The organism is Streptomyces katrae (assembly GCF_000717655.1).
Classification (GTDB): Bacteria; Actinomycetota; Actinomycetes; order Streptomycetales; family Streptomycetaceae; genus Streptomyces; species Streptomyces katrae_B.
Window position 1 is genome coordinate 61225 of sequence record NZ_JNZY01000026.1, and the last position, 25747, is coordinate 86971.

A 25747-nucleotide genomic window follows, 5' to 3' on the forward strand; every position below is an offset into this window, starting at 1 on the left:
AGGGTGGCGCCCGCACCCCGCGCCGCCGGCCCTGCAGAGGCCCGCAGATGCCCCGTCAAGGCCCTGCAAGGGGCCCTGGACAGGCCGAAGGGCGGCCACCCACCCGGGTGGCCGCCCTTCGGCGTTTCTCTGCGTACTGCTGCCGTCCCGAGGGCCTGTGCGGCCCCCGGCACAAGGGCGGACTACTTGCCCTTGGCGGCTTCCTTGAGCTTGGAGCCCGCGGAGACCTTCACGCTGAAGCCGGCCGGGATCTGGATGGGGTCGCCGGTCTGCGGGTTGCGCGCGGTGCGAGCGGCACGGTGGGTGCGCTCGAAGGTCAGGAAGCCGGGGATGGTGACCTTCTCGTCGCCCTTGGCGACAATCTCGCCGACGGTCTCGGCGAGCGCGGCCAGAACGGCGTCGGCGTCCTTGCGGGTCACCTCGGCGCGCTCGGACAGAGCGGCCACCAGCTCACTGCGGTTCATGTTGTACTCCCGTGTTCAACTTGCCTTAGAGGCGTGAGATCGAAGCCGATGCTGCCAGGGCCCTCGGACAGTCCCCGGACCCGGGTCTGAACGTCAGACCCTCTCGCCCGGTTACGCATCCTGCCCCCACCAGCGGCGGGAAAGCCAATCCGGCACCCGCCAGGGTCACACGAAAAGCGCCACAGTCACGCCGCGGTGACGCTCCGTCCGCACTTGGTGGACGCGGACCGCGGACCTCGCGGGCATCCCCGCAACCCTAGAGGCGGCCCGGCGGGCCCGCATCTCGCGACGCGCCGGGATCGGGAAGCCGTGAGGGCCGTCACAGCGGCCCTCACGGCCCGTGCCGGACCCCGTCGGGCCCGGGCCGGGACCCGCGTCGACCGGAGCCTGCGTCAGGTCCCGGAGGCGGCCTTGCGGACGGCTCCGGCGACCGCGCCGGCCACCTTGTCGTTGAAGACCGACGGGATGATGTAGTTCGCGTTCAGCTCGTCCTCGCCGACGACGTCCGCCAGCGCGCTCGCCGCGGCCAGCATCATGTCCGTGTTCACCGTGCGGGACTGGGCGTCCAGCAGGCCGCGGAAGACACCCGGGAAGACCAGCACGTTGTTGATCTGGTTCGGGAAGTCGGAGCGGCCGGTGGCGACGACGGCGGCGGTCTGGCGCGCGACGGCCGGGTCCACCTCGGGGTCCGGGTTCGCGAGCGCGAACACGATCGCGCCTTCCGCCATGGCGGCAACGTCCTCGCCGGACAGCACGTTGGGGGCCGAGACGCCGACGAACACGTCCGCGCCGACCACGGCCTCCTTCAGAGTGCCCGTGTAGCCCTCGGGGTTGGTGTTGTCGGCGATCCAGCGCAGCGGGGAGTCGGCGTCCGCGTCGACCAGGTCGGGGCGGTCCGCGTGCACGACACCGTGGATGTCGGCGCTGACGACGTTCTTGACGCCGGCCGCCAGGAGCAGCTTGAGGATGGCCGTACCGGCCGCGCCGGCGCCCGACATGACGACCTTGACGTCGCCAACTGCCTTGCCCACCACGCGAAGTGCGTTGGTCAGGGCGGCGAGGACGACGATGGCGGTGCCGTGCTGGTCGTCGTGGAAGACGGGGATGTCGAGGGCCTCGCGCAGGCGGGCCTCGATCTCGAAGCAGCGCGGCGCGGAGATGTCCTCAAGGTTGATGCCGGCGAAGCCCGGGGCGATCGCCTTGACGATGGAGACGATCTCGTCGGTGTCCTGGGTGTCCAGGCAGATCGGCCACGCGTCGATGCCGGCGAAGCGCTTGAAGAGGGCCGCCTTGCCCTCCATGACGGGCAGCGCGGCCATGGGGCCGATGTTGCCGAGGCCCAGGACGGCGGAGCCGTCCGTCACGACTGCGACGGAGTTGCGCTTGATGGTGAGGCGGCGCGCGTCCTCGGGGTTCTCGGCGATGGCCATGCACACGCGGGCGACGCCGGGGGTGTAGATCATCGAGAGGTCGTCGCGGTTGCGGATGGGGTGCTTGGACGCCATCTCGATCTTGCCGCCGAGGTGCATCAGGAAGGTTCGGTCGGAGACCTTGCCGAGGCTGACGCCCTCGATCCCCCGGAGCTTGCCGACGATCTCGTCGGCGTGCGCGGTGGAGGTCGCGGCGATGGTGACGTCGATACGGAGCTTCTCGTGACCGGAGGCGGTCACGTCGAGGCCGGTGACCGATCCACCGGAAGACTCCACGGCGGTGGTGAGCTGGGAGACCGCGGTTCCGCTCGCGGGCACTTCCAGGCGGACCGTCATCGAGTACGAGACGCTGGGCGCCGTTGCCATGGCCGTGTTCCTCTGTTCTGTCCCTGGTTCTTCTGTACGCACAGGGTCCCGCTGCACGCCGGGCGCGGCAGGACCTGTTGTCCGATCGTCCCACCTACCAGCCAGTACAAGGTAACCAGCTACAAATTTCGGAAAGACTCTTCCACCATACGAGATTGCTGGGGTGTGTGGGAAGCGCAGTCGGGCACGAAAAAAGGTCCGCGTCCCTCGGTGACCGAGGGGCGCGGACCTGTATGAACGCCTATGACACCGACCCGCCATGCTCGCCTCGCGGCAAGTGGTCGCTCTAAGCGACGAAGGTTGGGCCCGGGGGCTTGGATCGAGTCGGTGCCGTACCCAGGCTAACAAAGGATCGCCGGAAGCGATCCCCCTCCAGGGGCTTGACCTCGCCCGACCACGCCGTTGGCTGCGGGCCATCCGGTCGTACGGGGCGGGTTCGGCAGGACTACGGCCTCAGCAGCGCGGGGACGCCCGCCGCGTCGGGCTCGTCGCGGGCCGTCGAGACCACCGTCAGCTGCTGCGTCGCGCGGGTCAGGGCCACGTACAGGACGCGCAGGCCCGCCGGGGACTCGTCCCCGATCTCCGCAGGGGAGACGACCACCGTGGCGTCGTACTCCAGGCCCTTCGCCTCGAGGCTGCCGAGCGCCACCGCCCGCTCCCCCAGGTCCGCCAGCCAGCCCGCGGCCTCCGCGCGCCGGTCCATGGCCACGACCACGCCGACCGTGCCGTCCACCTGCTCCAGCAGCCGCCGGGTCTCCTCCCGGACCGCCGCGCCCAGATCCGCCCCGGCAGCCGTGAAGCGGGGCTCCAGACCCGTGGAGCGGACCGCCGTCGGCGGCTCCATTCCCGGCATCGCCAGCCGCAGCACCCGGGCCGCGACCTCCGCGACCTCCGCCGGGTTGCGGTAGTTCACCGTCAGGGTGAACCGCCGGCGCGGCCGGGACCCCAGGGCCTCGTCCCGCGCAGCCGCCGCCTCGTCCGGGTCCGTCCACGAGGACTGCGCCGGGTCGCCGACCACCGTCCAGGTGCCGTGCCGGCCGCGGCGGCCCACCATCCGCCACTGCATCGGCGTCAGGTCCTGCGCCTCGTCCACGATCACGTGCGCGTACTCGGTGCGCTCCGCCGCGATCCGCTCCGCCCGCTCCCACTGGGTCTCCTCGCGGGTCGGCATCAGCTCCTCCAGCCCGCTGAGCTGGTCCAGCGGGTCGAGCTGCCGCTTGCGCTTGGGCCGGGCCGGCGCGCCGAGCAGCAGCTGGAGCTCGTCCAGCAGCGCCACGTCGTGCACCGACAGCGGGCCCTTGCCGTCCGGGCCCACCCGGCGCAGCGAACGCGCCAGCTGGCGGGTCTCGCGCGGGTTCAGGACCCGCCGCGACCAGCGCCCGAGTCGGCGCTCGTCGGCCATCGCGGCCAGCACCCCGCGCGGGGTCAGCTCGGGCCACCAGGCGTTCAGGAAGTCGATGAACGCGTCCTCGGTGGAGATGTCCTCGTCGAACGCGGAGCGCAGCTCGGCGGCGAGCTCGGGATCGCTGTGCCGGCCGGCCCCGCCGGAGCGCGCGTACAGGGCGTCGAGGAGCAGCTTGCGGGCGCGCGGGCGCAGCAGGTTCACCGGCGCGGTGCCGCTGAGCACGTTCTGCCGGATCCGGTTCAGCTCGCCGGCCTCCAGCTCCTGGCGCCGCCCGAAGGCCACGACGCGCAGCCGCTCGGGCGCGTCCCCGAGTTCCAGTGCGCCCCGTACGGCCTTGTGGAGCACCTTGCGCATGCGGGAGGAGCCCTTGATGCGGGCCACGGCCGGTTCGTCGTACGTCGTCGCCTCCGCGCCGTCGACCAGCGAGCCGAGCGCCCGGATGGCGACCTGGCCCTCCTCGCCGAGGGAGGGCAGCACGCCCTCGGTGTACGCGACGAGCAGCGGGGTCGGCGAGACGATCAGGATGCCGCCGGAGTAGCGGCGCCGGTCCTGGTAGAGCAGGTAGGCGGCGCGGTGCAGGGCGACGGCGGTCTTGCCGGTGCCGGGCCCGCCCGCGACCTCGGCGACCGAGGCGGCGGGGGCCCGGATCACCATGTCCTGCTCGGCCTGGATGGAGGAGACGATGTCCCGCATCGAGTGCGTACGGGCCCGCCCGAGCGCGGCCATCAGGGCGCCGTCGCCGATGGCGGGCAGCTCCCGGCCGTCGAGGAACGCGGTGATCTCGGGGCGCATCAGGTCGTCCTCGACGCCGAGCACCTTGCGGCCCTTGGAGCGGATGACGCGGCGCCGCACGACCCGGCCGGGGTCCTTGGGCGTGGAGCGGTAGAACGGCGCGGCGGCCGGCGCGCGCCAGTCGATGACCAGCGGCGCGTAGTCGGCGTCGAGCACGCCGATGCGCCCGATGTGGAGCGTCTCGGCGATGTCGGCGGTGAGGTCCGCGCGGATCGCGTCGTCGGCGGGCTGGACGGAGGTGTACGCGCCGTCGGGCCCGCGCTCCCCGTCCTTGCCGAGGACGAGATCGATCCGTCCGAAGAGGAAGTCCTCGAACTCGTTGTTCAGCCGGTTCAGGTGGATGCCTGCCCGGAAGACCTGCGCGTCGCGCTCGGCGAGCGCGCCGGGCGTGCCGACCTGACCGCGCTTGGCCGCGTCGTTCATCAGGAACTCGGCCTCGTCGATCTTCTCCTCGAGGCGGCGGTACACCTGGTCCAGATGCGTCTGCTCGACCGCGATCTCCCGATCGCGGACGGAATCCGCCGTGCTGTCGACAGCGGCATTCTGCGCGGCCACCAAGGCCCCCTTCTGACGTGCATGGGCGACCGTCAACCGTACGCGAATCCGCACCCGGTCCGCACGCCCGTTCCGGAGACCGGGCGAAGATCACTGCCCGGGCGCCGTCCTGGCGCTACCCGGGGCGCGCCGCGAGGACCCTGCGGCGGTGCCGGGCGACCCGCTCGCGGTTGCCGCACAGCTCGCTGGAGCACCAGCGCCGCCGGTGGCCCCTCGAAGTGTCCAGGTAGACCCGGGTGCAGCCGTCCCCCTCGCAGGACCGCAGCAGGGCCCGCTCGCCGGGGTCGGTGAGCAGTTCCACCGCGTCCCGGGCGACGGCGGCGAGCAGCGCACCGCACTCCACCCCGCCGCACAACTCCCGGACGAGGTGACCCTCTTGGTCCTGGACGGCACACAGTCCCGGGGGTGGACCGGCGGCCAGCGCGTTGACCCGGGCCAGCGCGCCCTCGTCGGGGCCGGCCCCGGCGAGCTCGGCCCGTACGAGGCTCCCCACGTCGCAGCGCAGCGCCCGGAAGGCCTCCACCCAGTCGGGGCCCACCCGGGCGATCGGCGTCCGGTCGGGCACGAGCCCGGCTCCGGCGAGCCACAGCCGCAGCTCGTCGCCGTCCTGGATCTCCTCGGCGCCCGCGGGGGCGGCGAAGGTGGCCACCAGGTCCAGGCAGACCCGCCCGGAGTCGAACCACATGCCCGTCACCGCCTCTTGCGCCGGACACCCCGTGGGGGCGTGCCTCTCAGAGTGCCGCGCGCCGCTGCGATGCGGAACCCCCCGTACGGGGGCCGGGGCGCGCCTCTAGAGCGGCGGGTCGTCGTGCAGGAGGCGCTGGAAGAGCCGGTGGTCGCGCCAGGCGCCGTTGATGTGCAGGTAGCGGGGCGCGAGGCCGTACTGCTCGAACCCGGCCTTGGCCAGGACGCGCTGCGAGGCCACGTTGTCGACCAGGGTCCCGGCCTCCACGCGGTGCAGCCCGATCTCGTCGCGGGCGATCCGGCAGACCTCCTCCAGGGCGGCGGTGGCCAGCCCCTTGCCGGCCCAGGCCTGGTCGACCCAGTAGCCGACGCCGCCGCTGCGGAAGGGCCCGAGGCAGATGCTGCCGAGGTTGATCGTCCCGACGGGCGCGCCGGTGGCGGCCTCGACGAGCACGTACGGCGCGAGGCGACCGCCGTCGCGCTCGGCGAGCAGCGCCTCGATCCGGGCGACCTGGCCCTCCTTGGTGAAGAACACCTCGGACCGCCACGGCTCGAAGGGCGCCATGTACGCCCGGTTCCGCGCCAGCACATCGGCCAGCCCCCCGGCATCCCCGACCTCGACGCCCCGCATCTCCACCCCGTCAATGATCATGCCCGCATCATTGCAGCGCCGAAGACGAAAATCAGCCCGGCCCGAGCCTGAGCCGCATCCGGCCCCGCCGGCGTGCGAGGCGCGGGGTCCGGGACGGAGCCCGGCGGGGGCACCGCACCCGAGCCCGTTCAGCCGGCGGAGCCACTGGCGCACTCACCCGCGTCCAGCGCCAGCCGGTACCCCCTCTTCACCACCGTCTGGATCAGATTCGGCACGCCCAGCGCCCCCCGCAACCGCGCCATCGCCGTCTCCACGGCGTGCTCGTCCCGTCCCGCCCCCGGCAGCACCCGCAGCAGCTCCGGCCGCGCCACCACCCACCCCGGCCTGCGCGCCAGCGCCCGCAGCAGGGCCATCCCCGCCGGCGGCACCGGCCGCAGCTCCGCGTCCACGAGCACCCCGTGCCCCCGGATCTCCATCCGGTGACCCGCCACCGGCAGCACCCGGGCGCGCCCCGGCAGCTCCTGGCACAGCAGCTGCACGAGCGGGCCCAGCCGGAACCGCTCCGGCTGCACGGTGTCCACCCCGCGCGCCTGCAGCGGCAGCGCCGTCACCGGCCCCACGCACGCCGACAGCACGTCCCCCCGCAGCCCCGCGAGCACCGCCTCCGCCATCCCCCGCTGCTCCGCCCGGGACAGCAGCGAGGCGGCCGCCGGAGCCGAGGTGAAGCTCACCGCGTCGACCCCGCCGCAGGCCACCGCGTCCAGCAGCCGGTCCAGCGGCCCGAGGTCCTCCGGGGCCATCCACCGGTACACCGGGACCACGACCACTTCGGCCCCGCCGGCCCGCAGCGCCTCGACGAACCCGGGCAGCGGTTCCCCGTGCAGCTGGAGCGCGATGCGCCGCCCGGCGACGCCGGCGGTGAGCATCCGGTCGAGCACCTCGGCGAGGGACTCCGATTCCGGGGACCAGGTCTCCACCAGCCCGGCGGCCCGGACGGCGCCCTTCACCTTCGGTCCGCGCACGAGCAGTTCGGCGGCCCGCAGCCGCGCGAGCAGATCCTCGCCGATGCCCCACCCGTCGGCGGCCTCGATCCAGCCGCGGAATCCGATCGCGGTGGTGGCGACCACCGTGTCCGGCGCGCAGCCGATCAGCTCCTTCGTGGCGGCCAGCAGTTCGCTGTCGTCGGCCAGCGGCACGATCCGCAGGGCCGGGGCGTGCAGGACCGTGGCGCCCCGCCGGCGCAGCAGGGCGATCAGGTCGTCCGCCCGCCGGGCTGCGGTGACTCCCACGGTGAATCCCGCCAGCGGGCCCGCCGTCGGGGCGGTGCCGGTGTGCGTGTCGTCCATGGTGACCTGCCTTGCCCAGTGGGTCGGTATCACATCGCGCGATCACGTGTCGCGTGAACGGGACCGAGCCTGTCAAGTCGGCGTGTCAGGCTCGGTTCCGTCGTATTTCGTGTCCGTAAACCGCCGTTACACCGAGGTGAGCTGCGGCTTCGCCTCGGCCCCGGCCGCCGGGAGCACCGCGGGGGCGGGCCGGCGAAGGTATACCGCCCACGTCACCGCGCAGCACGCCGCGTAGAAGCCGAGGAAGGTGACGAAGGCGGCCGTCCCGGACCCGGAGGTCGAGAACGCCTCCCGGAACACCAGGTTGATGCCGAGTCCGCCGAGTGCGCCCACCGCGCCGATGAGCCCCATGGCGGCCCCGGACAGCCGGCGCCCGTACGCGGCGGCGGCCTCGGCGCCCATGCCCCGCGCGAGCCCCTTGGCCTGGAAGATGCCGGGGATCATCTTGTACGTGGAGCCGTTGCCCAGCCCGCTCAGCACGAACAGGGCCACGAATCCGACGAGGAAGACGGACAGCGACTTCTGGCCGGAGGCGTAGACGACGACCCCGGTCGCGGCGGCCATCGCGACGAACGTCGCGAGGGTGATCCGCGCCCCGCCGAACCGGTCCGCGAGGGCGCCGCCGACGGGCCGGATCAGCGAGCCGAGCAGCGGGCCGATGAAGGTGAGCGAGGCGGCCTGCAGCGGGGTGCGGCCGAACTGCGTCTGGAGCACGAGCCCGAAGGCGAAGCTGTAGCCGATGAAGGACCCGAAGGTGCCGATGTAGAGGAAGGCCATGATCCAGGTGTGGGCCTCCCGGGCCGCCTCGCGGACGGCGCCCGCGTCGTTGCGTACGGGAGCCAGGTTGTCCATCCGCAGCAGGGCCAGCGCGGCCGCGGTCACGATCAGCGGCAGGTAGACCGCCAGGAGCAGCCTCGGGTGTCCGGCCCCGGCGGTGCCGATGACCAGCAGGGCGACGAGCTGCACCACGGGCACGCCGATGTTGCCGCCGCCCGCGTTCAGGCCGAGCGCCCAGCCCTTCTTGCGCAGCGGGAAGAAGGCGTTGATGTTGGTCATGGAGGAGGCGAAGTTCCCGCCGCCCACGCCCGTCAGGGCGGCCACCGCCAGGAAGGTCCCGTACGAGGTCCCGGGCTCCATGACGACCAGTGCGGCCACCGTCGGCGCGAGCAGCAGCAGGGCGCTGACGACCGTCCAGTTCCGGCCGCCGAACCGGGCGACGGCGAAGGTGTACGGCACCCGGACGAAGGCGCCGACGAAGGTCGCGGTCGCGATGAGGAAGAACTTCCCGGCCGGGTCGATCCCGTACGCGGGGCCCATGAAGAGCACCATCACCGACCACAGGGACCAGATGGAGAAGCCGATGTGCTCGGAGAGCACGGAGTAGAGGAGGTTCCGGCGGGCGATGCGCTCCCCGGACTCCTTCCAGAACGTCTCGTCCTCGGGTTCCCACCGCTCGATCCAGCGGCCCCCCTTGCGCGGTGCGGTCGTACCGGTCATCACACGCCTCCACAGCTGTCGCGTCCGTTGTGAAGACCGTAGGAACGGCGCGTTTCGGCCCCGGTCCCCGCCGGATGACCGGTGGGAAACCTTGCACTCACCCACCGCCGGGGGCGCCTGTGAGCGCCGCGGGGCGCCAGCCGGCCAGGGGTACGTCCAGCCAGCCGCGCTCGGCGGCGATCCCGGCCGCGGCCTGGTGCAGTGCGTCGAGCCCGGGGTGGCTGAAGCCCTTGCGCCAGACCATCGACAGCGGGGACAGCGGCAGCGGATCGACCAGCGGCCGTTTCACGGCCCCGGGCAGGTCGAGGAAGTCCACGGTGACCAGCACCGGATTGCGGGTCTTGGCCATGACCCGGCGGAACTCCTCCTTCCCGATCGCGACGGGGGCGGGCGGCGCCAGGGCGATCCCGCGCCCGGCGAACAGTTCGCGGGCGAGCCCGGTCCACTCCAGGGTCCGCGGATTGCCGGCCCCCGCGTACACGGTCTCCCCGGCCAGCGCATCGAGCGGTACCTCGGCCCGCTCGGCCAGCGGATGCCCGACGGGCAGCAGCACCGCGAGCGGCTCGTACCGTACGGGCCGGTGCGCGAGGCGGGCCCGCAGCGCCGGGTCCAGCCCGTGGGCGTACCCGAAGGACACGTCGAGTCGCCCGGCGGCGACCTCGGCGGCGGCGTACGTCAGCCCGCTCTCGAAGCGGGCCATCAGCTCGCAGTCCGGGGCGAGTTCCCGGGCCCGCTCGAGCACCGTACGGGCGGTGCTCGGCCCGTCGGTGTTCACGTCCACGAGCAGCGGCCGGGGGACTGCGGAGGCGAACGCGGCGGCGAGCGCCTCGTGCGCGGCCAGCACCCGCCGGGCCAGCGGCAGCAGCCGCTCCCCGTCGGCGGTCAGCTCGACGGCGCGGGTCGTGCGGACGAAGAGCCCTGCGCCCAGGGCCGCTTCGAGCCGCCGCACGTCCCGGCTGAGCGCCTGCTGGGCGACGTACAGGCGGGCGGCGGCGCGGGTGAAGTGCAACTCCTCGGCCACGGCGACGAACCCGCGCAGCAGCCGGGGTTCCACATCACGGGGATTCACCCGAGGAGACTAACAACGGAAGCGGGTGAATGGCCCCGGAGCAGGTGTTGGACGCCCGGGCACCGCACGCCGGAGCCTTGGACCATGCCGCCGCTGATGACCGTGACGGGCTCGACGCTCGTGATAGCCCCCGCCCCGCACCGCCGCCGACCCCGCGCCCGGGGCCCGTACGCACGCCTGTTCTCACACCCCGGGACCCGGGCCTTCACCGCCGGGAACCTCATCGCCCGCCTCCCCATGGGCATGTTCGGCATCAGCGCGGTCATGATGATCGCCGGCCAGCGCGGCTCGTACGCCCTCGCCGGTGCGGTCACCGCCACCGGGCTGGCCGCCACCGCGGTGGTCGCGCCCTGGACGGCCCGCCTGGTCGACCGGTACGGCCAGGCCCGGATCGCCGTCCCGGCGACGCTGATCGCGGTGCTCGGCTCGGTGGGGCTGATCCTCTGCGTCCGTGCGCACGCCCCCGCCTGGACCCTGTTCGCCTCCTACGCCGCCACCGCGACCACCCCCAACATCGGCGGCATGTCCCGGGCCCGCTGGACCCACCTGCTGCGCGACTCCCCCGCCGCGCACCACACGGCGATGTCGTTCGAGCAGGCCGCGGACGAGCTGTGCTTCATGTTCGGCCCCGTGGTGGCGGCGTTCCTCTGCTCGGCCGCGTTCCCGGAGGCGGGCACCCTCACTGCGGCCGCCCTCCTGCTCACCGGCATGCTCGTCTTCACGTCACAACGGGCCACGCAGCCCCCGGTGTCGGGGCCCGGCCGGGGCACCTCCCCGCTCCGCGCGGTACGCCCCCTCCTGGCGCTCTTCCTCCCCCTGGGCGTGCTCTTCGGCTCGATGGAGGTCACTTCGATCGCCCACCTCGAGGCCCGCGGCCTGGGCGCCGCCACCGGCCTCGTCCTGGCCCTCCAGGCGGCGGGCTCCTGCGCCGCCGGCCTGCTGTACGGCGCCTTCCGCCCGCGCAGCCTGCGGACCTGCCTGATCACCCTGTCCGCGGCGATGGCCCTCCCCTGGGCGGCAGCCGCCACGGGCTCCCTCCCGCTGCTGGCCGGCGCCCTGCTCCTGGCGGGCATGGCCACGGCCCCGACGATGGTCACGGCGATGTCCCGCATCCACGCGGTCACCCCGCAGGGCCGCCTCAACGAGGGCATGACCCTGGCGGTCACGGCCATCCTGGCGGGCATAGCCCTGGGCTCGGCCACGGCAGGCCCCCTGATCGACCACCTGGGCCCCACCACCCCCTACGCCCTCCCGGCCGCCGCGGCCGTCCTGGCCCTCGCCGTCGGCAGTGCGGGCATGCCAAAGGCCCCGCAGCCGTGAGGCTGCGGAGCCTGCGGCCCCACAGTGCGGACCGATCTCACCCCAGGTCGCCGCCGCATGGGAGGACTTCCTGTTCTGGCTCTCCGCCGACCGGAAAACGGCGCGCCGGATCACCCGCCTGATCGGCGAGATCCAGCGGGACCCGTTCACCGGCATCGGCAAGCCCGAGCCACTGAAGGGCGAGCTGTCGGGCTACTGGTCGCGCCGCATCGACGACGAACACCGCCTCGTGTACCGGGCGGACGACAAAGAGGTGGAGATCCTCAAGGCCCGCTATCGCTACTGACGCCGCCGGCCCCGGGGCATGACGAAGGCCCCGCAGCCTGACCGGCTGCGGGGCCTTCGCCCACATGGGATGAGTGGAGATGGCGGGAATCGAACCCGCGTCCAACGGTGCAGAAGCAGGGCTTCTCCGAGCGCAGTCCGCTGCGCTTTTCTCGGCCCCGGAGATCACACGGACAAGTCTCCGACGGGCTCAGTCACTGTTTGGTTTCCCTCCAACCCCCGTGACCGGGGCTAGAGGTTTAGATCCCTAATTGACGCCAGGATCCGGACCGGGACCACTTCCGGGCTGACGCTCCTCACAGAGGCTTCAGCTCACTGTTATTAGGCAGCGAGGGTGAAGCGGGAGTTATCGCTCTTGGAGTTGGCGATTATTTTTTGCGACATGTGGTTAGCGAGATCATTGCCGCTTCCTCGGCTCGCTTCCCCTGCATCGACATCCGCTGTCGAAACCGATCATCCCCATGTTTTTTTAACAAGGTGCTCCACCCCGGGGGGCGGTGCTGACGCCATGGTACGCGAAGTGGACCACGGGATGCCAGGAGATTACAGCTGACCGCGCTCCTTGCGCTTCACGGCCGAGATCACCCGGTTCGTCTCGCGCGTGTCCTGCTTCTCGCGCAGGGCCTGGCGCTTGTCGTACTCCTTCTTGCCCTTCGCCAGCGCGATCTCGACCTTCGCCCGGCCGTCCTTGAAGTACAGCGAGAGCGGCACGATCGTGTTGCCCGTCTCGCCGGTCTTCGAGTCCAGCTTGTCGATCTCCTCGCGGTGCAGGAGGAGCTTGCGCTTGCGGCGGGCGCTGTGGTTGGTCCAGGTGCCCTGGCTGTACTCCGGCACGTGCACGTTGTAGAGCCAGGCCTCGCCGCTCTCCACCGACACGAAGCCGTCCACCAGCGAGGCCCGGCCCTGGCGCAGGGACTTGACCTCGGTACCCGTGAGCACGAGGCCGCACTCGTAGGTGTCGATGATCGTGTAGTCGTGCCGTGCCTTCTTGTTCTGGGCGATCAGCTTGCGCCCTTTTTCCTTAGCCATAGTGCGGTCATTTTCGCACTACGGACCCACCCCGAGGCCACCCAATACCGTGCGCGCCCGTTCCTCGACGCCGTCGCCCGCCGCGAGGTCCGGCGTGATGCCGTCGCCGTCGAGGCTGCGGCCCGCCGGGGTGCGGTACGTGCCGACCGTCAGCTCCGCCACCGAGCCGTCCGGGAGCTCCGTCGGCATCTGGACCGCTCCCTTGCCGAAGGTCCTCGTGCCCACCGCCACGGCGCGGCCGCGGTCCTGGAGGGCGCCCGTCACCAGCTCCGCCGCGCTCATCGTGCCGCCGTCGACCAGCGCCACCAGGGGTCTCGCGGTGTCCCCGCCGGGGCTCGCGTACAGGGCGCGCTGGGCCCCCCGTACGTCGTACGTGGCCACCAGCCCGCCGTCCAGGAAGGCGGAGGCGGCCGTCACGGCCTCGGTGACCAGGCCGCCCGGGTTGCCGCGCAGGTCGAGCATGAAGCCGGCGCCCGACGGGTGCGCGCGGACGGCGGCCCGGACCTGCTCCCCCGAGCCGCGGGTGAAGGAGGCGACCTTGATGACGGTGATCCCGCCCGGGAGCTCCCGTACGGTCACGGGCTCGGTGTGCAGCTGCTCGCGGCGCAGGGTCTCGGTGCGGTCGACGCCGTCCCGGGTGAGGCGCAGGACGACGGGGGTGCCGGCCTCGCCGCGCAGCAGGGCGACCACGTCGCAGACGCGCAGGCCGGCGACGGGGTGGCCGTCGACGCTCAGCAGCCGGTCCCCGGCGCGCAGGCCGGCCCGGGCGGCGGGGCTGCCGGGCTGCACCCGCTCGACGGCGATGCGGTCGTCGCTGCGGCTCTCGATCCAGAGCCCGACGCCGGTCCAGCGGCCGTCGAGGTCGTCGCTGAAGGCTGCGTACTCGCCCTGGTCGTAGACCATGCCCCAGCGGTCGCCGCTGCGGCTGACCACCTCCTGGGCGGCCTTCTTGCCGGACTTGCCCTCGGCGACGGCTTCGGCTGCGGCACGGGCGACGGCCTCGCGGTCGGCGGTGCCGCCCTCCCGGGGCGCCTCGGAACCCCCGGACGCGGGGGTCTGCGTACCGGCGGCCGTTAACCCGGCGCCGGCGGCCCCGAGGGCGTCCGCGCGGTCCCAGCAGCCGGTGCCCGCCGCGGTGCCGACGGCGGCGATGAAGGCCAACGTCAAAACGGCCCCGCAACGCAGGTCGCGGGGCCGGAGACGGAAGGCGGACAGACCCGGCATGGCGCCGAGTCTAGGACAAGCCCCGTGGGGGCACGGCGGGTTGGCCGGACCTCACACGGGGCGCTTGTCACACCTTCAGGTACTTGCGCAATGCGACGAAGGCGGCCAGCGAGGGCATCAGCACCCCGATGACCAGCACCAACGGCAGCTTGGTCAGGACGGAGTCCCAGCCGATGAAGTTGATCAGCTCCATCTTGGTGCGCAGCGAGGCGCCGTGGTCGATGACGAAGTACTGGCCGGCGCCGAGCATGACGCAGGCGAACACGCCGCCGATGAGGCCCGCGAAGGCGGCCTCCATGATGAACGGGACCTGGATGTAGAAGCTGGAGGCGCCGACGAGCCGCATGATCCCGGTCTCCCGCCTCCGGCTGAAGGCGGAGACGCGCACGGTGTTGACGATCAGCAGCAGGGCCACGATCAGCATGATCAGCATGATGCCGAGGGCCGCCAGGTTGAGGTAGCCGAGCATCGTGAAGAGGTTGTCGAGCTCCTGGTGCTGGTCCTCCACCGACTGCACGCCGTCGCGGCCCGCGAAGGCGGTGGTGATGACCTTGTACTTCTCGGGCTGCTCCAGCTTCACCCGGAAGGATTCGGGCATCTGGTCCGGGGTGATCACCGAGGCGAGCGCGGTGTGCCCGAAGCGCTCCTTGTAGTGCTTGAAGGCCTCGTCCGAGGACTCGTAGTGGACCGTCTCGACGAGGTCCATCTTCTTCAGGTCGGCCTCGATCTGCTGCTTCTGCTCGGGCGTGACCGCGCCCTTGGCGCAGGCCTTGCTCCCGCTCTCGCTGTTGTCCTCCGCGTCACTCTTGTTGCAGAGGTAGATCGAGACGTTGACCTTGTCGTACCAGTAGCCCTTCATCTGGCTCACCTGGTCGCGCATGAGCAGGGAGCCGCCGAACAGGGCCAGCGACAGGGCCACGGAGATGATGACCGCGAAGGTCATGGTGAGATTGCGACGGAGACCGACGCCGATCTCCGACATGACGAACTGGGCGCGCATGACGTCTCAAAGCCCTTCAGTGCTGGTAGCCGTAGACGCCGCGCGACTGGTCGCGTACGAGTCGGCCCTGTTCGAGTTCGATGACGCGCTTGCGCATCTGGTCCACGATCTGCTGGTCGTGCGTGGCCATGATCACGGTGGTGCCGGTCCGGTTGATCCGGTCCAGCAGCTTCATGATGCCGACCGAGGTCTGCGGGTCGAGGTTGCCGGTGGGCTCGTCCGCGATCAGGAGGGCCGGCCGGTTGACGAACGCGCGGGCGATGGCCACGCGCTGCTGCTCACCGCCGGAGAGCTCGCCGGGCATCCGGTCCTCCTTGCCGCCGAGGCCCACGAGCTCCAGGACCTGCGGTACGGCCTTGCGGATCTCGCCTCTCGGCTTGCCGATGACCTCCTGGGCGAAGGCGACGTTCTCGGCCACGGTCTTGTTGGGGAGGAGGCGGAAGTCCTGGAAGACGGTCCCCAGCTGGCGCCGCATCTGCGGAACCTTCCAGTTGGAGAGCTTGGCGAGGTCCTTGCCGAGCACGTGGACCTGGCCGTGGCTCGCCCGTTCCTCGCGCAGGACCAGCCGCAGGAAGGTGGACTTGCCGGAGCCGGAGGAGCCGACCAGGAAGACGAACTCGCCCTTCGCGATGTCCAGGGAGACATCTCTGAGTGCAGGACGGTTCTGCTTCGGGTAGGACTTGGAGACGTTGTCGAATCGGATCACGGGTGCACCACGGTCGCCGGGAGTAGGTGTGCGGAGTCGGTGTGCGTGACCATACGCGAACGGGCGGGGGGTGGGGACCCGGCGTCCGGAGTTGCCCGATATATCCCCTGGTCCGGGAGGGGCAGGTCCGTGATTGCCCGGACGGGCCGCGCCGAATGTCGCGGGAGCTGGCACAGTGGTAGGGGAACGGACTCGTTCCGTCAGGCGTTGTTCAAGGGGACGAGAGGAGGAGTGCGCATGACATATGACCGGCTCGTGTGCGCGAACTGCGCCGCGCCCGTCAGTCAGGGCCGCTGCCCGGTGTGCCGGGCGAACCGGCAGCGCCTCCAGCAGGAGGGCCCCTTCGCCGGCCTGAACCCCATGGCGCTCATCTTGCTCCTGGTGGTCCTGGTGGCAGCCCTGGCCTGGGTGGCACAGCAGGCGGCGTAGCCTCCCCGCGCGTCCCGATCATGACATTCCGGCATGGGAAGGGCCCGGACACCTCGGGTGTCCGGGCCCTTCCTGCGTCGTTCGCCGCCTTACGCGGTCTGCTCCTGCTGCTTGCGCCAGCGGATGCCCGCCTCGAGGAAGCCGTCGATCTCGCCGTCGAGCACCGCCTGCGGGTTGCCGACCTCGAACTCCGTCCGCAGGTCCTTGACCATCTGGTACGGGTGCAGGACGTAGGACCGCATCTGGTTGCCCCAGGAGCTGCCGCCGTCCTTGAGGGCGTCCATCCTGGCCTGCTCCTCCTGGCGGCGCCGCTCGAGCAGCTTGGCCTGGAGGACGTTCATGGCGCTGGCCTTGTTCTGGATCTGCGAGCGCTCGTTCTGACAGGAGACGACGATGCCGGTCGGGAGGTGCGTGATGCGCACCGCCGAGTCGGTCGTGTTGACGCCCTGGCCGCCCGGGCCGGAGGCGCGGTACACGTCGATGCGCAGCTCGGTCTCGTCGATCTCGACGTGGTCGCTGGTCTCGACGACGGGCAGCACCTCGACGCCCGCGAAGGAGGTCTGGCGGCGGCCCTGGTTGTCGAAGGGCGAGATGCGCACGAGGCGGTGGGTGCCCTGCTCGACCGAGAGCGTGCCGTAGGCGTACGGGGCCTTGACCACGAAGGTGGTCGACTTGATGCCGGCCTCTTCCGCGTACGAGGTCTCGTAGATCTCGGTGGGGTAGCCGTGGCGCTCGGCCCAGCGCAGGTACATGCGCTGCAGGCGCTCGGCGAAGTCGGAGGCGTCGACGCCGCCGGCCTCGGCGCGGATGTTGACCAGCGCCTCGCGCTCGGCGTACTCGCCGGAGAGCAGGGTGCGGACCTCCATCTCGTCCAGCGCCTTGCGGACGGAGGTCAGCTCGGCCTCGGCCTCGGCGAGGGTGTCCGCGTCGTCCATCTCCTGGGCGAGCTCGAACAGCACCGCGAGGTCGTCGATGCGGCCGCGCAGGGTCTCGGTCTTGCGGACCTCGGCCTGGAGGTGCGAAAGCTTGCTCGTGATCTTCTGGGCGGCCTCCGGGTCGTCCCACAGGGACGGCGCGGCGGCCTGCTCCTCGAGCACGGCGATTTCTGCCCTCAGCTTGTCGAGGTCCAGGACGGCCTCGATCGACCCCATGGTCGAGGAGAGGGACTTCAGCTCTTCGGAAACATCGACGACTGCCACGGGTCCAGCGTAGCCGGTCCGCGGACGGCACTGTCCGGGCAGGCCGGATCACCCGTTCTGGTGGCCGGGGGAACGGGCGTACGCTCACGGTATGACTCTCCTCCTCGTCAAGCGCCGCCATGTGGACCACATGCGTGTCACGACGACGAGCTGTCTGCCGCCGGACCATCCCCAAGCCTGATCCACCCCGATCCGACTTGGTCCTGTACGCGGCCCAAGCGGCTCCGGCGCCATCCCTGCCGGCGGCCCTCCCCATCCGCTGCCCCGACACCCTTTGGGGAACAGGACCCCGTGACATCCGAAACGGAGCCGTCATGCCGTCCGCGCACACTTCTCTTCCCGTCATCGATCTCTCCCAGGCCGACGACCCGGCCCAGCGGGGCGACTTCCTGAAGCAGCTGCACGCGGCAGCCCGGGACACCGGCTTCCTGCACCTGACCGGGCACGGCATCACCGATGCGGAGACCGCCCGCGTCCTTGAGCTGACCAGGGCTTTCTTCGCCCTGCCCGAGGCCGACCGGCTCGCCGTGAGCAACCTGAACTCGCCGCACTTCCGCGGCTACACCCGTATCGGCCACGAGCTGACCGGCGGGGCCTCCGACTGGCGCGACCAGCTGGACGTCGGCGCCGAGCGCCCGGCGCCGGTGGTGGGCCCCGACGACCCGCCGTACCTGTGGCTGGAGGGCCCGAACCAGTGGCCGCAGGCCCTGCCGGAACTGCGTCCGGTCGTGCTGGAGTGGCAGTCCCGGCTGGCCGCGGTGGCGCACCGCCTGCTGCAGGAGCTGCTGACGTCGATCGGCGCCCCCTCCGACTTCTTCGACGAGGCCTTCGCGGACCGGCCGCACCTGCACACGAAGCTGATCCGCTACCCGGGCTCCTCCCCGACCGGCGCCGACCAGGGGGTCGGGGCCCACAAGGACTACGGCTTCCTGACGCTGCTGCTGCAGGACTCGGTGGGCGGCCTGCAGGTCCGGCAGGGCGACGGGTTCCTGGACGTCCCGCCGATGCCGGGTGCGTTCGTGGTCAACCTGGGCGAGCTGCTGGAGATCGCGACGGAGGGGTACCTGGTGGCCACGGACCACCGGGTGGTCAGCCCGCCGGGGGCGGTGGAGCGGTACTCGGTGCCGTTCTTCTACAACCCCCGGCTCGACGCGGTGGTGGAGACGGTTCCCGGGGAGTACCTGCGCTCGGCGCCGGGGGTCGCGCACGACGCGTCGAACCCGCTGCACGCGGAGTACGGCCGCAACGAGCTGAAGGGCTGGACCCGGGCCCACCCGGCGGTGGCCCGCCGCTGGCACCCGGAACTCGTCGCCTCGGGCACGTAGCCCCTGCCAGGCCACCGGGGCGCCGCCTCCGCAGCACGGGCGGCTGCGGAGAGGGCGGCTACGGCTTCGACGGGGCCGAGTGCTTGCCGTCCTGCGGGGGTGGCGGCTCGTCGCCGGAGGCGGCCAGCCAGCCGCCGACGCCGAGGGCCGCCGCCAGGGCGACGGCTCCGGCCGTCAGCGCCAGGCGCCGCTTGCGGGCCGTCTCCGCGCGATGGCGGGCCGAACCCGGCCGGTGGCCGCCCGCGGGGCGGGGGACCCGGGCCGTGCCCAGCGCGCCCCCGGCCAGCTCGTCCGGCCCCGGTACCCGCATCGAGGTGTGCGTGTCCCGGTTCGAGTCCGTCGCGGAGCCCGGCACCAGCGGGACCACCCCGCGGCGGCGGACCGGGCCGCCGCCGGCTTCCACCGGCTGCGCCGACTCCGGCTCGGGCTCCGGGTCGTCCGGCTCGTCCACGTCCAGCGGCGGCATCCCGGCCAGCAGGGGGAGCAGGTCCCGCAGCCGGACCGACAGCTCCGACGCGCGAAGGCGCGACGCCGGCGCCTTCGCGAGGCACTCCACGATCAGCTGCCACAGCTCGTCGGGGATCCCGGGGAGGGGGACGACGGTCTCCGTCACGTGCCGGCGCAGGACCGCCCCCGGGTGGCCCCCGCCGAACGGTGTGAAGCCCGCCAGCAGTTCGTACAGGACGGTCGCCAGGGCGTATATGTCCACCGCAGCCCGCGGCGGCAGGCCCTCCACGATCTCCGGCGCCAGGTAGTCCGGGGTGCCGATGATCCGGGTCGTCGGGGCCGAGGCCCGCGCGCCCGGCACCCCGGCGGCCCGCCGCGGCGAGTCGATCAGCTTGGCCACGCCGAAGTCCGTCAGCAGCGCCGGGTGGGATCCGCCCGGTCCCAGCGGCCCCTGCATGTCCAGCAGGACGTTCTCCGGCTTCACGTCCCGGTGCACGACCCCGGCCGCATGCGCCGCCGCCAGCGCGTCCGCGACGTCGGCGACGATCGCCACGGCCGCCTCGGGGGCGAGCCGGCGCTCCCGGTCGAGGCGCGTGCGCAGGTCCGTACCGCGTACGAGGTCCATGACCAGGGCCAGATCGTTGCCGTCGACGACGAGGTCGCGGACGGAGACGACGTGGGGGTGGTCCAGGCCGAGCAGCGCGCTGCGCTCCTGGACGAAGCGCCCGACCAGCTCCTGGTCGGACGCGAGGTCCTCGCGCAGCAGTTTTACGGCGACGGGCCCGTCCGGCCCCTCGCCCAGCCACACCGTGCCCGCGCTGCCGCGCCCCAGGATCTGGTGCGCGGTGTACCGGCTGCCGATCTTCCGTGCCACGACTGCTCCCTCAGCGGCTGGCGTACGCACCAAAGCTACGCGGCCGGGTGGGGGTTGGACGCCCCGGAACGCGGCGACCTTCACTTCTGGGGGCGAAATCACGTCCCAGAAGTCGACAAATCCACGAAGTCGGCGCTACGAGGGCCCGGTTCAGGGCGTGCCGGTGCCCGTTCCGCCGCCCGTGGCGTCGCCGATCGCGCCGACCCAGTCGACGATGTCGGAGCCCCAGGTCCACAGCTGGTCCCACCAGCCCTTGCCGGTGCCGACCCACTCCTGGAGCGGGGTGAGCTCCCAGACCAGCCAGCCCGCCACGACGAACAGCAGGATCATGACCAGGCAGCCCTTGAGGCAGCCCAGGCCCGGGATCTTGACCGGGTTGGCGCTGCGGCGGCGCGGCTCGCGCGGCTCCCGGGGGGCGCGCTGCGGCGGCGGGGCCTGCGGAGGCTGCTGCTGCGGGGGCGCCTGGCGCTGGGGCTGCTGCTGGTACGGGGGCTGCTGCGGCTGCTGGTACTGCTGGGGCGGCGGCTGCGGCTGGTAGTACGGCTGCTGCTGCGGAGGCTGCTGGTGCTGCGGCGGCTGGGGGCGCTGCGGCTGGTACGGCTGCTGCGGCGGGCCCTGCCGGTACTGCGGGGGCTGCTGCGGCCGTTGCTGCGGCGGCGGGGGTGCCTGGCGCTGCGGGCGCCGGCGCAGCGGGTCCTCGCTCGGGTCGAGGTACTGCATCTGCGTCTGCTCGTTGCGGTCGCGCGCGGCCCGCATCTGCGACTGCCACGGGTGCGGCTGGTCCGGCTGCACCGGGGGCATGACCGAGGTCGGGTCCGCGCCGGGGCCGCCCGCGCTGGGCAGCACCGAGGTGGCGTCGGCGGCGCCGATCGGCGGGAGCACGCTGGTCATGCCGTTCGGGTCGTACGCGCCCATCGGCGACGCGGTGGCGCTACGGCCGGGCAGGGCCTGGGTCGGGTCGGCGGCGCCGCCCGGGGTCTCGGGGACCGGAGCGGGCGAGGGGTCGGGCGCGAGCAGCGCGCCGACGCCGAGAGCCGCCTCCACCTCGGAGGGGGCGCTGTGCACGCCGATGCCGGAGGCGACCACGCGCAGTCCGCGGGCCAGGTTCTCGGCGCTGGGGCGCTCGTTCGGCTCCTTGCGCAGGCAGCGCTCGATGACGATCCAGAGCGGCTCGGGCACGTTCGCCGGGCGCTGCGGGTCCTCGCTGAGGTGGCGGTGGAGCACTTCGAGGGCGGTGCCCCCGGCGAACGGCGGGCGTCCGGTGACCAGTTCGTACAGCAGGATGCCGGCGCCGTAGATGTCGACCGCGGAGGTCTGCGGGCGGCCCTCGGCGGACTCGGGGGCGACGTAGGCGGGGGTGCCGACGAACTCGTGCGTGCGGGTCAGGCCCGGGGAGTCGGCGAGGCGGGCGATGCCGAAGTCGGTGAGCATCGGCTTCATCTGGCCGCCGCGCTCGTCCAGCAGGACGTTGGCGGGCTTCAGGTCGCGGTGGACCACGCCGTCGGCGTGGCTGGCGGCGAGCGCGTCCGCGATCTGGGCGGTCAGCAGGCTCGCCGCGACCGGCGTGAAGGGGCCGTTCTGCCGGATGTACTTGTGCAGGTCCGGGCCGTCGATCAGGTCCATGACGAGGGCGAGGAGATCGCCCTCGACGACGAGGTCGCGGGTGCGCACGATGTTCGGGTGCGTCAGGCGCAGCAGGACCGAGCGCTCCCGCAGGAAGCGCATGACGATGTCCGCGTCCTGGGCCAGCTCCTCCTTGAGGACCTTGATGGCCACGGTCTCGCCGGGCTGCCCGGCGACGGCTGCCTCCGCGCCGGCGGTCTCCCGCTGGCGGGCACGCCAGACGGTGCCCGTGGCGCCGCGTCCGAGCGGCTCCTCGAGCAGGTACTTGCTGCCGACTGGCCGCACGTCTCGCGCTCCCTGCTGTCGTCCTGCTGTGGTTCGTTTCGTGGTTCGTTTTTCCGGCCCACTCTAGGGGGTGTCCCCGGGGAAGACGCGGGCTGCCGGGGGTTGGTTGCCGCACATATATACGAAGAGTGATGTTTGCCGGGGTATGCCGGGGGCGATTTTCCCCCGGGGTTGCCCGGCAGTCCTCGGCTTTCCCCGGCTTTCGCCGGCTCGTATGTCCGGATGCGCACCCCGGGCGGACGAGGGGTGCGATCATTCAAGATCATTTATTGGCCCGTGCCGGGCGTGTTGTCCGTGACAGGTGCGAGGATGCACCCGTACGGAACGGCCGGGACGGGAGCCCCGCCTTCCGGGCAGACCTGACCGGACGACGCGCCGTGCCGGGTGGGGGGTTGATCGGGCAGGCACGCCCGTCGTACCCCTGCCGGGCGCACGCACCGCGCACCGCGCAGAAGGGACCGCTGACGGCGATGCAGATCCGGCTGACCGTCCTTGGGTCGCGCAGCGGCCACCAGACCGCGCCCGCCGGCTGTGACGTGCTCGTCACCGCGCCCGTGGGCACCGCCCTCGCCGCCGTGGCCTCCGGCCTGGCGGCGACCGTCGGCGGACCCGACACCGGCGGCACGGTCGTGCTGTACGCCGGCACGGAGCGGCTCGACCTCCAGCGGCGGGTGCTCGGTGAGCCGCCGCTCGTGGACGGGGCGGTGCTGGGGCTGCACGCGCCGGTGCCGGACGTCCTGCCGGACGGGACGGACGGCGCGCAGCTGCACGTGGTGGCGGGCCCTGACGCGGGCGGGGTGCACCTGCTGCACCCCGGGGCGATCCGGATCGGGCGCTCGGCCGACGCCGATGTCCCGCTGGACGACCCGGACGTGTCGCGGCTGCACTGCGCGGTGACGGTGATGCCGGACGGGCGGGTGACGGTGGCCGACCTGAACTCCACGAACGGCACGACGGTGGACGGTGCGGTGGTCGGGTCGCAGCCGGTGGCGCTGCCGCCGGGTGCTTTGCTCCGCATCGGGGAATCGACCCTCCGCCTGGCTCCCGACGCGGCGTCCCCGCTCCCGGTCGTCCCGGACCTGGAGGGCCACCTCTCCCTGGCGGGCCCGCCCCGCCCGGGCAGCGCACCGTCCGAGGGGGGCCCGGCGCCCTCCCGGCCGGGGGCGGCCGGCTCTGCCGCTGCCCGGCAGGGATCGTTCCCCCACCCCGCCCCTTCCCGAAACGGGGGCTCCGCCCCCGACCCCGCAGCGGACCCCGGCGCCTCCGGCGCCGACCGGACCTCCGGCCGGCCCTCCGGGCCAGGACGGGCCGGCGGAGCAGAACACGGCCCGGCGCACGGGACACCGCCCGGCGCGGGCCGGGCCGGGGCCGGGCACGGCGCCGACGGCAGTGGCCGGGGCGGCGCAGCCGGATCCCGCCCGGGCTCGGCGCCCGGCGGGCCCTCCGGGGCCGCTTCGGGGACGGGCCTGCACATCGGCACGCCCGGCGCCGGCCAGGCCGGTCAGACCGCCGCTCCGCACGGCGCCCCCGGCGCCGGGCGGAGCGGCGCAACCGAACCCGGCGCGGGCGGGCAGGGGGGGTCCGGCGAGGAGCGGGCCGGGGGTGAACAGCGCGGGGGGCTCCGGCGCGGGATCGGGGCCTGGGCGCGGAAGTGGGTCCGGGGGGACGAGGGGCCCCCGAACGGGAGCGCCGTCGCCGAGGCGGGCGTGACCGCCGTGCCCGACGCCGATGATCCTGCCGCGCTGCTGCTGGCCGCGCTCGGGCCGACCCGGCGGTTGTGGTCCCGTACCCGGGGGCAGCTCGACGTCGGCCTCGGGGCCGGCAGCCGGATCGCGTTCCAGGACGTCGGCTCGCTCGGCATCGCCGGGCCCCGCGGGCGGCTGGCCGGGGTCGCCCGGTCGGTCGTCGCCCAGCTCGCCGGGCTGCACGCGCCGGGCGAGCTGGAGATCGTGCTCCTCGCCGCCGACCGGGCGCGCGGTGCCGCCGAGCGGCGCGGCGACTGGGGGTGGCTCGGCTGGCTGCCGCACGTGCGCGCCGCGCACGGCCAGGACTGCCGGCTGCTCCTCGCGTACGACCGCGACCAGGCCGCCGCCCGCACCGGTGAGCTGACCCGCCGCCTCGACGACAGTCCCCTCGGCACGCACTGGGCCGCCGCCGAGCCCGGCAGCGTCCGTGAAGCCGCGTACGCCCACCAGGGCCCGTACACGCTCCTCGTCGTCGACGGCGATCCCGGCTCCGGGGCGCTGCGCGACATCACCGGCCGGCTCGCCTCGCACGGGCCGGCCGCCGGGATCCACGTCCTCGTGCTGGCCGAGACCCCGGCCGCCACGCCCGCCTCCCCGCTCGCCGAGACGTACGAAGCCGCCTGCGCGAGCAGCCCCGCCTTCCGGGACTGCGGGGCGGTCGCCCTGCTCAGCGGCGATGTGGCCACGACCGTACGGGCGTTCACGGTGACCGGTGGCAAGCCGGTCCCGCCCGGCACCACCGCCACCGCCGACGCCGTCTCCGCGGCCTGGGCCGAGCGGTTCGCCCGGGCCCTGGCCCCGCTGCGCGCGGAGCCCTCCCCCGCCGCGCCCCGGCGGGCCGTCGCCGCCGCGCTGCCGAACACCGCACGCCTGCTGGACGAGTTGGGGCTGGCCCGGGCCACCCCGGCCTCCCTGATGGCCCGTTGGGCCGCCGCCACCGACCAGGGGCAGGAGGTGGGCGGCCGCGCCGAGCTCGTGCTCGGCAGCGGGCGCCGCGGGCCGGTCGGGGCCGAACTCGTCCAGGACGGTCCGCACCTCCTCGTCGAGGGGCCCGCCGGCAGCGGCCGTACCGAGCTCCTGCGGGCGGTGGCCGCCTCCCTCTCCGCGGCCGCCCGGCCCGACCGGCTGGGCCTCGTCCTGCTGGACGGGGCCGGCGGCGAGCGCGGCGACGGGCTGCAGCCCTGCACCGAGCTCCCGCACGTCGCCGCCCACCTCGTGGCCTCCGACCCGGTCCGGATGCGGGAGTTCGCGCAGGCCCTCGGCGCCGAGCTGAAGCGCCGGGCCGAGCTCCTGGACGGGGTTCCGTTCGCCGAGTGGCACGCCCGGCACGAGGTGTCCGACCGGATGGTCTCGCCACGTCGGCCCGGCCCCGGGGAGCTGCTCGGCGACCTCGACCCGCAGCGCACGGGCACCCTCCGGCTGCGCACCGCCGCCCCGCGTACCGAGCCTGCCGGGCCGAGCCCGCTGCCCCGGCTGGTGGTGCTGGTGGACGACTTCGACGCGCTGGTCGCGCCGGGGCTCGGCAGTACGGGCCGCCCCGCCGCCGGCTCCGTCGTACGGGCGCTGGACGCGGTGGCCCGCGACGGCGCCCGGCTCGGCGTGCACCTGGTGGCCGCCAGCGCCCGCCCGGACCGTACGGCCGACAGCGAGCTGTCCCGTACGAAGCCGCTCCGGATCGATCTGGACGCCCCCGACCAGCCGGGTCCCGGCCGGGGCCTGCTGCGGTACGCGGACGGGCGGACGGTCCCGTTCCAGGCCGGCCGGGTGACCGGCCGGATCCCGCGGACGGCGACGCAGCGGCCGACCGTGGTGCCGGTGGAGTGGGAGCGGATGGGCGATCCTCCGGCCCGTCGGCCCGTGCGCGAGCTGGGCAACGGGCCCACCGACCTGGCGCTGCTGGCGAGCGCCCTGGACCGGGCCTCGCACCTGGTCTCGGCGATACCCGTGCTGTTCCCGCCGGCGCCGCCGGCCGCCCCGGCGCCGTGAGCCCCGATCCCTGACCCCGCGACACGCGGTGACACGGCTGAGGCGGTATTGCGGGGGTGCGCGGCTCGGC

Annotated in this window: 20 protein-coding genes and 1 other RNA gene; 5 read left to right on the forward strand and 16 right to left on the reverse strand. The window is 73.4% G+C overall.

Features of this window, described 5'->3' with window-relative positions:
• Nucleotides 1-182: 182 nt before the first annotated feature.
• The 8 genes from IF09_RS0127415 to IF09_RS0127450 form a co-directional block, all read right to left on the reverse strand.
• Nucleotides 183-464, reverse strand: coding sequence for an HU family DNA-binding protein (locus IF09_RS0127415; RefSeq protein ID WP_030161324.1), 282 nt, complete (start codon nucleotides 462-464; stop codon nucleotides 183-185).
• 392 nt (nucleotides 465-856) lie between these two features.
• On the reverse strand, nucleotides 857-2260 hold the full coding sequence (locus IF09_RS0127420) for an NAD-dependent malic enzyme (protein WP_030299969.1): 1404 nt from the start codon (nucleotides 2258-2260) through the stop codon (nucleotides 857-859).
• A gap of 445 nt (nucleotides 2261-2705) precedes the next feature.
• Nucleotides 2706-5012: a HelD family protein gene (locus IF09_RS0127425; RefSeq protein WP_030299974.1), complete on the reverse strand. Its 2307-nt coding sequence runs from the start codon at nucleotides 5010-5012 to the stop codon at nucleotides 2706-2708.
• 115 nt (nucleotides 5013-5127) lie between these two features.
• Entirely contained in the window at nucleotides 5128-5697 is a 570-nt protein-coding gene (locus IF09_RS0127430; RefSeq protein WP_030299976.1) for a CGNR zinc finger domain-containing protein, read from the reverse strand.
• Between the two features lie 105 nt (nucleotides 5698-5802).
• Nucleotides 5803-6348 carry a GNAT family N-acetyltransferase gene (locus tag IF09_RS0127435; RefSeq protein WP_030299978.1) on the reverse strand — a complete coding sequence of 182 codons (546 nt, stop codon included), beginning with the start codon at nucleotides 6346-6348 and terminating at the stop codon, nucleotides 5803-5805.
• A 128-nt stretch (nucleotides 6349-6476) separates the two neighbouring features.
• Nucleotides 6477-7634 carry a uroporphyrinogen-III synthase gene (locus IF09_RS0127440; protein WP_037636139.1) on the reverse strand — a complete coding sequence of 386 codons (1158 nt, stop codon included), beginning with the start codon at nucleotides 7632-7634 and terminating at the stop codon, nucleotides 6477-6479.
• A 126-nt stretch (nucleotides 7635-7760) separates the two neighbouring features.
• Nucleotides 7761-9131, reverse strand: a complete 1371-nt coding sequence (locus IF09_RS0127445) for a nitrate/nitrite transporter (RefSeq protein ID WP_030299982.1) — start codon at nucleotides 9129-9131, stop codon at nucleotides 7761-7763.
• A 97-nt stretch (nucleotides 9132-9228) separates the two neighbouring features.
• Nucleotides 9229-10200, reverse strand: a complete 972-nt coding sequence (locus IF09_RS0127450) for a LysR family transcriptional regulator (RefSeq protein ID WP_030299985.1) — start codon at nucleotides 10198-10200, stop codon at nucleotides 9229-9231.
• Between the two features lie 84 nt (nucleotides 10201-10284).
• On the opposite strand from IF09_RS0127450, the gene IF09_RS0127455 reads away from it, so the two are divergent.
• Nucleotides 10285-11520, forward strand: coding sequence for an MFS transporter (locus tag IF09_RS0127455; RefSeq protein ID WP_234321172.1), 1236 nt, complete (start codon nucleotides 10285-10287; stop codon nucleotides 11518-11520).
• 34 nt (nucleotides 11521-11554) lie between these two features.
• Nucleotides 11555-11806 carry a Txe/YoeB family addiction module toxin gene (locus tag IF09_RS0127460; protein WP_030299988.1) on the forward strand — a complete coding sequence of 84 codons (252 nt, stop codon included), beginning with the start codon at nucleotides 11555-11557 and terminating at the stop codon, nucleotides 11804-11806.
• 71 nt (nucleotides 11807-11877) lie between these two features.
• On the opposite strand, the gene ssrA is transcribed toward IF09_RS0127460, so the two are convergent.
• The 5 genes from ssrA to ftsE all read right to left on the reverse strand — a co-directional run bounded on the left by ssrA (nucleotide 11878) and on the right by ftsE (nucleotide 15764).
• Nucleotides 11878-12266, reverse strand: a transfer-messenger RNA (tmRNA) gene (ssrA, locus tag IF09_RS42430).
• Nucleotides 12267-12348: 82 nt separating this feature from the next.
• Nucleotides 12349-12834, reverse strand: coding sequence for an SsrA-binding protein SmpB (gene smpB / locus IF09_RS0127465; protein WP_030161337.1), 486 nt, complete (start codon nucleotides 12832-12834; stop codon nucleotides 12349-12351).
• An 18-nt stretch (nucleotides 12835-12852) separates the two neighbouring features.
• Nucleotides 12853-14058: a S41 family peptidase gene (locus IF09_RS0127470; protein WP_030299990.1), complete on the reverse strand. Its 1206-nt coding sequence runs from the start codon at nucleotides 14056-14058 to the stop codon at nucleotides 12853-12855.
• A 67-nt stretch (nucleotides 14059-14125) separates the two neighbouring features.
• A complete protein-coding gene (gene ftsX, locus IF09_RS0127475; RefSeq protein ID WP_030299995.1) occupies nucleotides 14126-15058 on the reverse strand; it encodes a permease-like cell division protein FtsX in 933 nt (310 codons plus the stop codon).
• 16 nt (nucleotides 15059-15074) lie between these two features.
• Entirely contained in the window at nucleotides 15075-15764 is a 690-nt protein-coding gene (ftsE, locus tag IF09_RS0127480; protein ID WP_030161344.1) for a cell division ATP-binding protein FtsE, read from the reverse strand.
• 237 nt (nucleotides 15765-16001) lie between these two features.
• On the opposite strand from ftsE, the gene IF09_RS0127485 reads away from it, so the two are divergent.
• On the forward strand, nucleotides 16002-16193 hold the full coding sequence (locus IF09_RS0127485) for a hypothetical protein (protein ID WP_030299997.1): 192 nt from the start codon (nucleotides 16002-16004) through the stop codon (nucleotides 16191-16193).
• Nucleotides 16194-16282: 89 nt separating this feature from the next.
• Here the strand turns inward: IF09_RS0127485 and prfB are convergent, their stop codons facing one another.
• Entirely contained in the window at nucleotides 16283-17392 is a 1110-nt protein-coding gene (prfB, locus tag IF09_RS0127490) for a peptide chain release factor 2 (RefSeq protein WP_030299999.1), read from the reverse strand.
• A 314-nt stretch (nucleotides 17393-17706) separates the two neighbouring features.
• Here prfB and IF09_RS0127495 point away from each other — a divergent pair, with 314 nt between their 5' ends.
• Nucleotides 17707-18717: an isopenicillin N synthase family dioxygenase gene (locus IF09_RS0127495; RefSeq protein ID WP_030300002.1), complete on the forward strand. Its 1011-nt coding sequence runs from the start codon at nucleotides 17707-17709 to the stop codon at nucleotides 18715-18717.
• A 58-nt stretch (nucleotides 18718-18775) separates the two neighbouring features.
• On the opposite strand, the gene IF09_RS0127500 is transcribed toward IF09_RS0127495, so the two are convergent.
• Nucleotides 18776-20038, reverse strand: coding sequence for a serine/threonine-protein kinase (locus tag IF09_RS0127500; protein WP_030300004.1), 1263 nt, complete (start codon nucleotides 20036-20038; stop codon nucleotides 18776-18778).
• 150 nt (nucleotides 20039-20188) lie between these two features.
• Entirely contained in the window at nucleotides 20189-21946 is a 1758-nt protein-coding gene (locus IF09_RS0127505; protein ID WP_030300006.1) for a serine/threonine-protein kinase, read from the reverse strand.
• Nucleotides 21947-22416: 470 nt separating this feature from the next.
• Here IF09_RS0127505 and IF09_RS0127510 point away from each other — a divergent pair, with 470 nt between their 5' ends.
• Complete coding sequence (locus IF09_RS0127510; RefSeq protein ID WP_037636142.1) at nucleotides 22417-25677, forward strand: FHA domain-containing protein; 3261 nt, start codon at nucleotides 22417-22419, stop codon at nucleotides 25675-25677.
• Nucleotides 25678-25747: the final 70 nt, after the last annotated feature.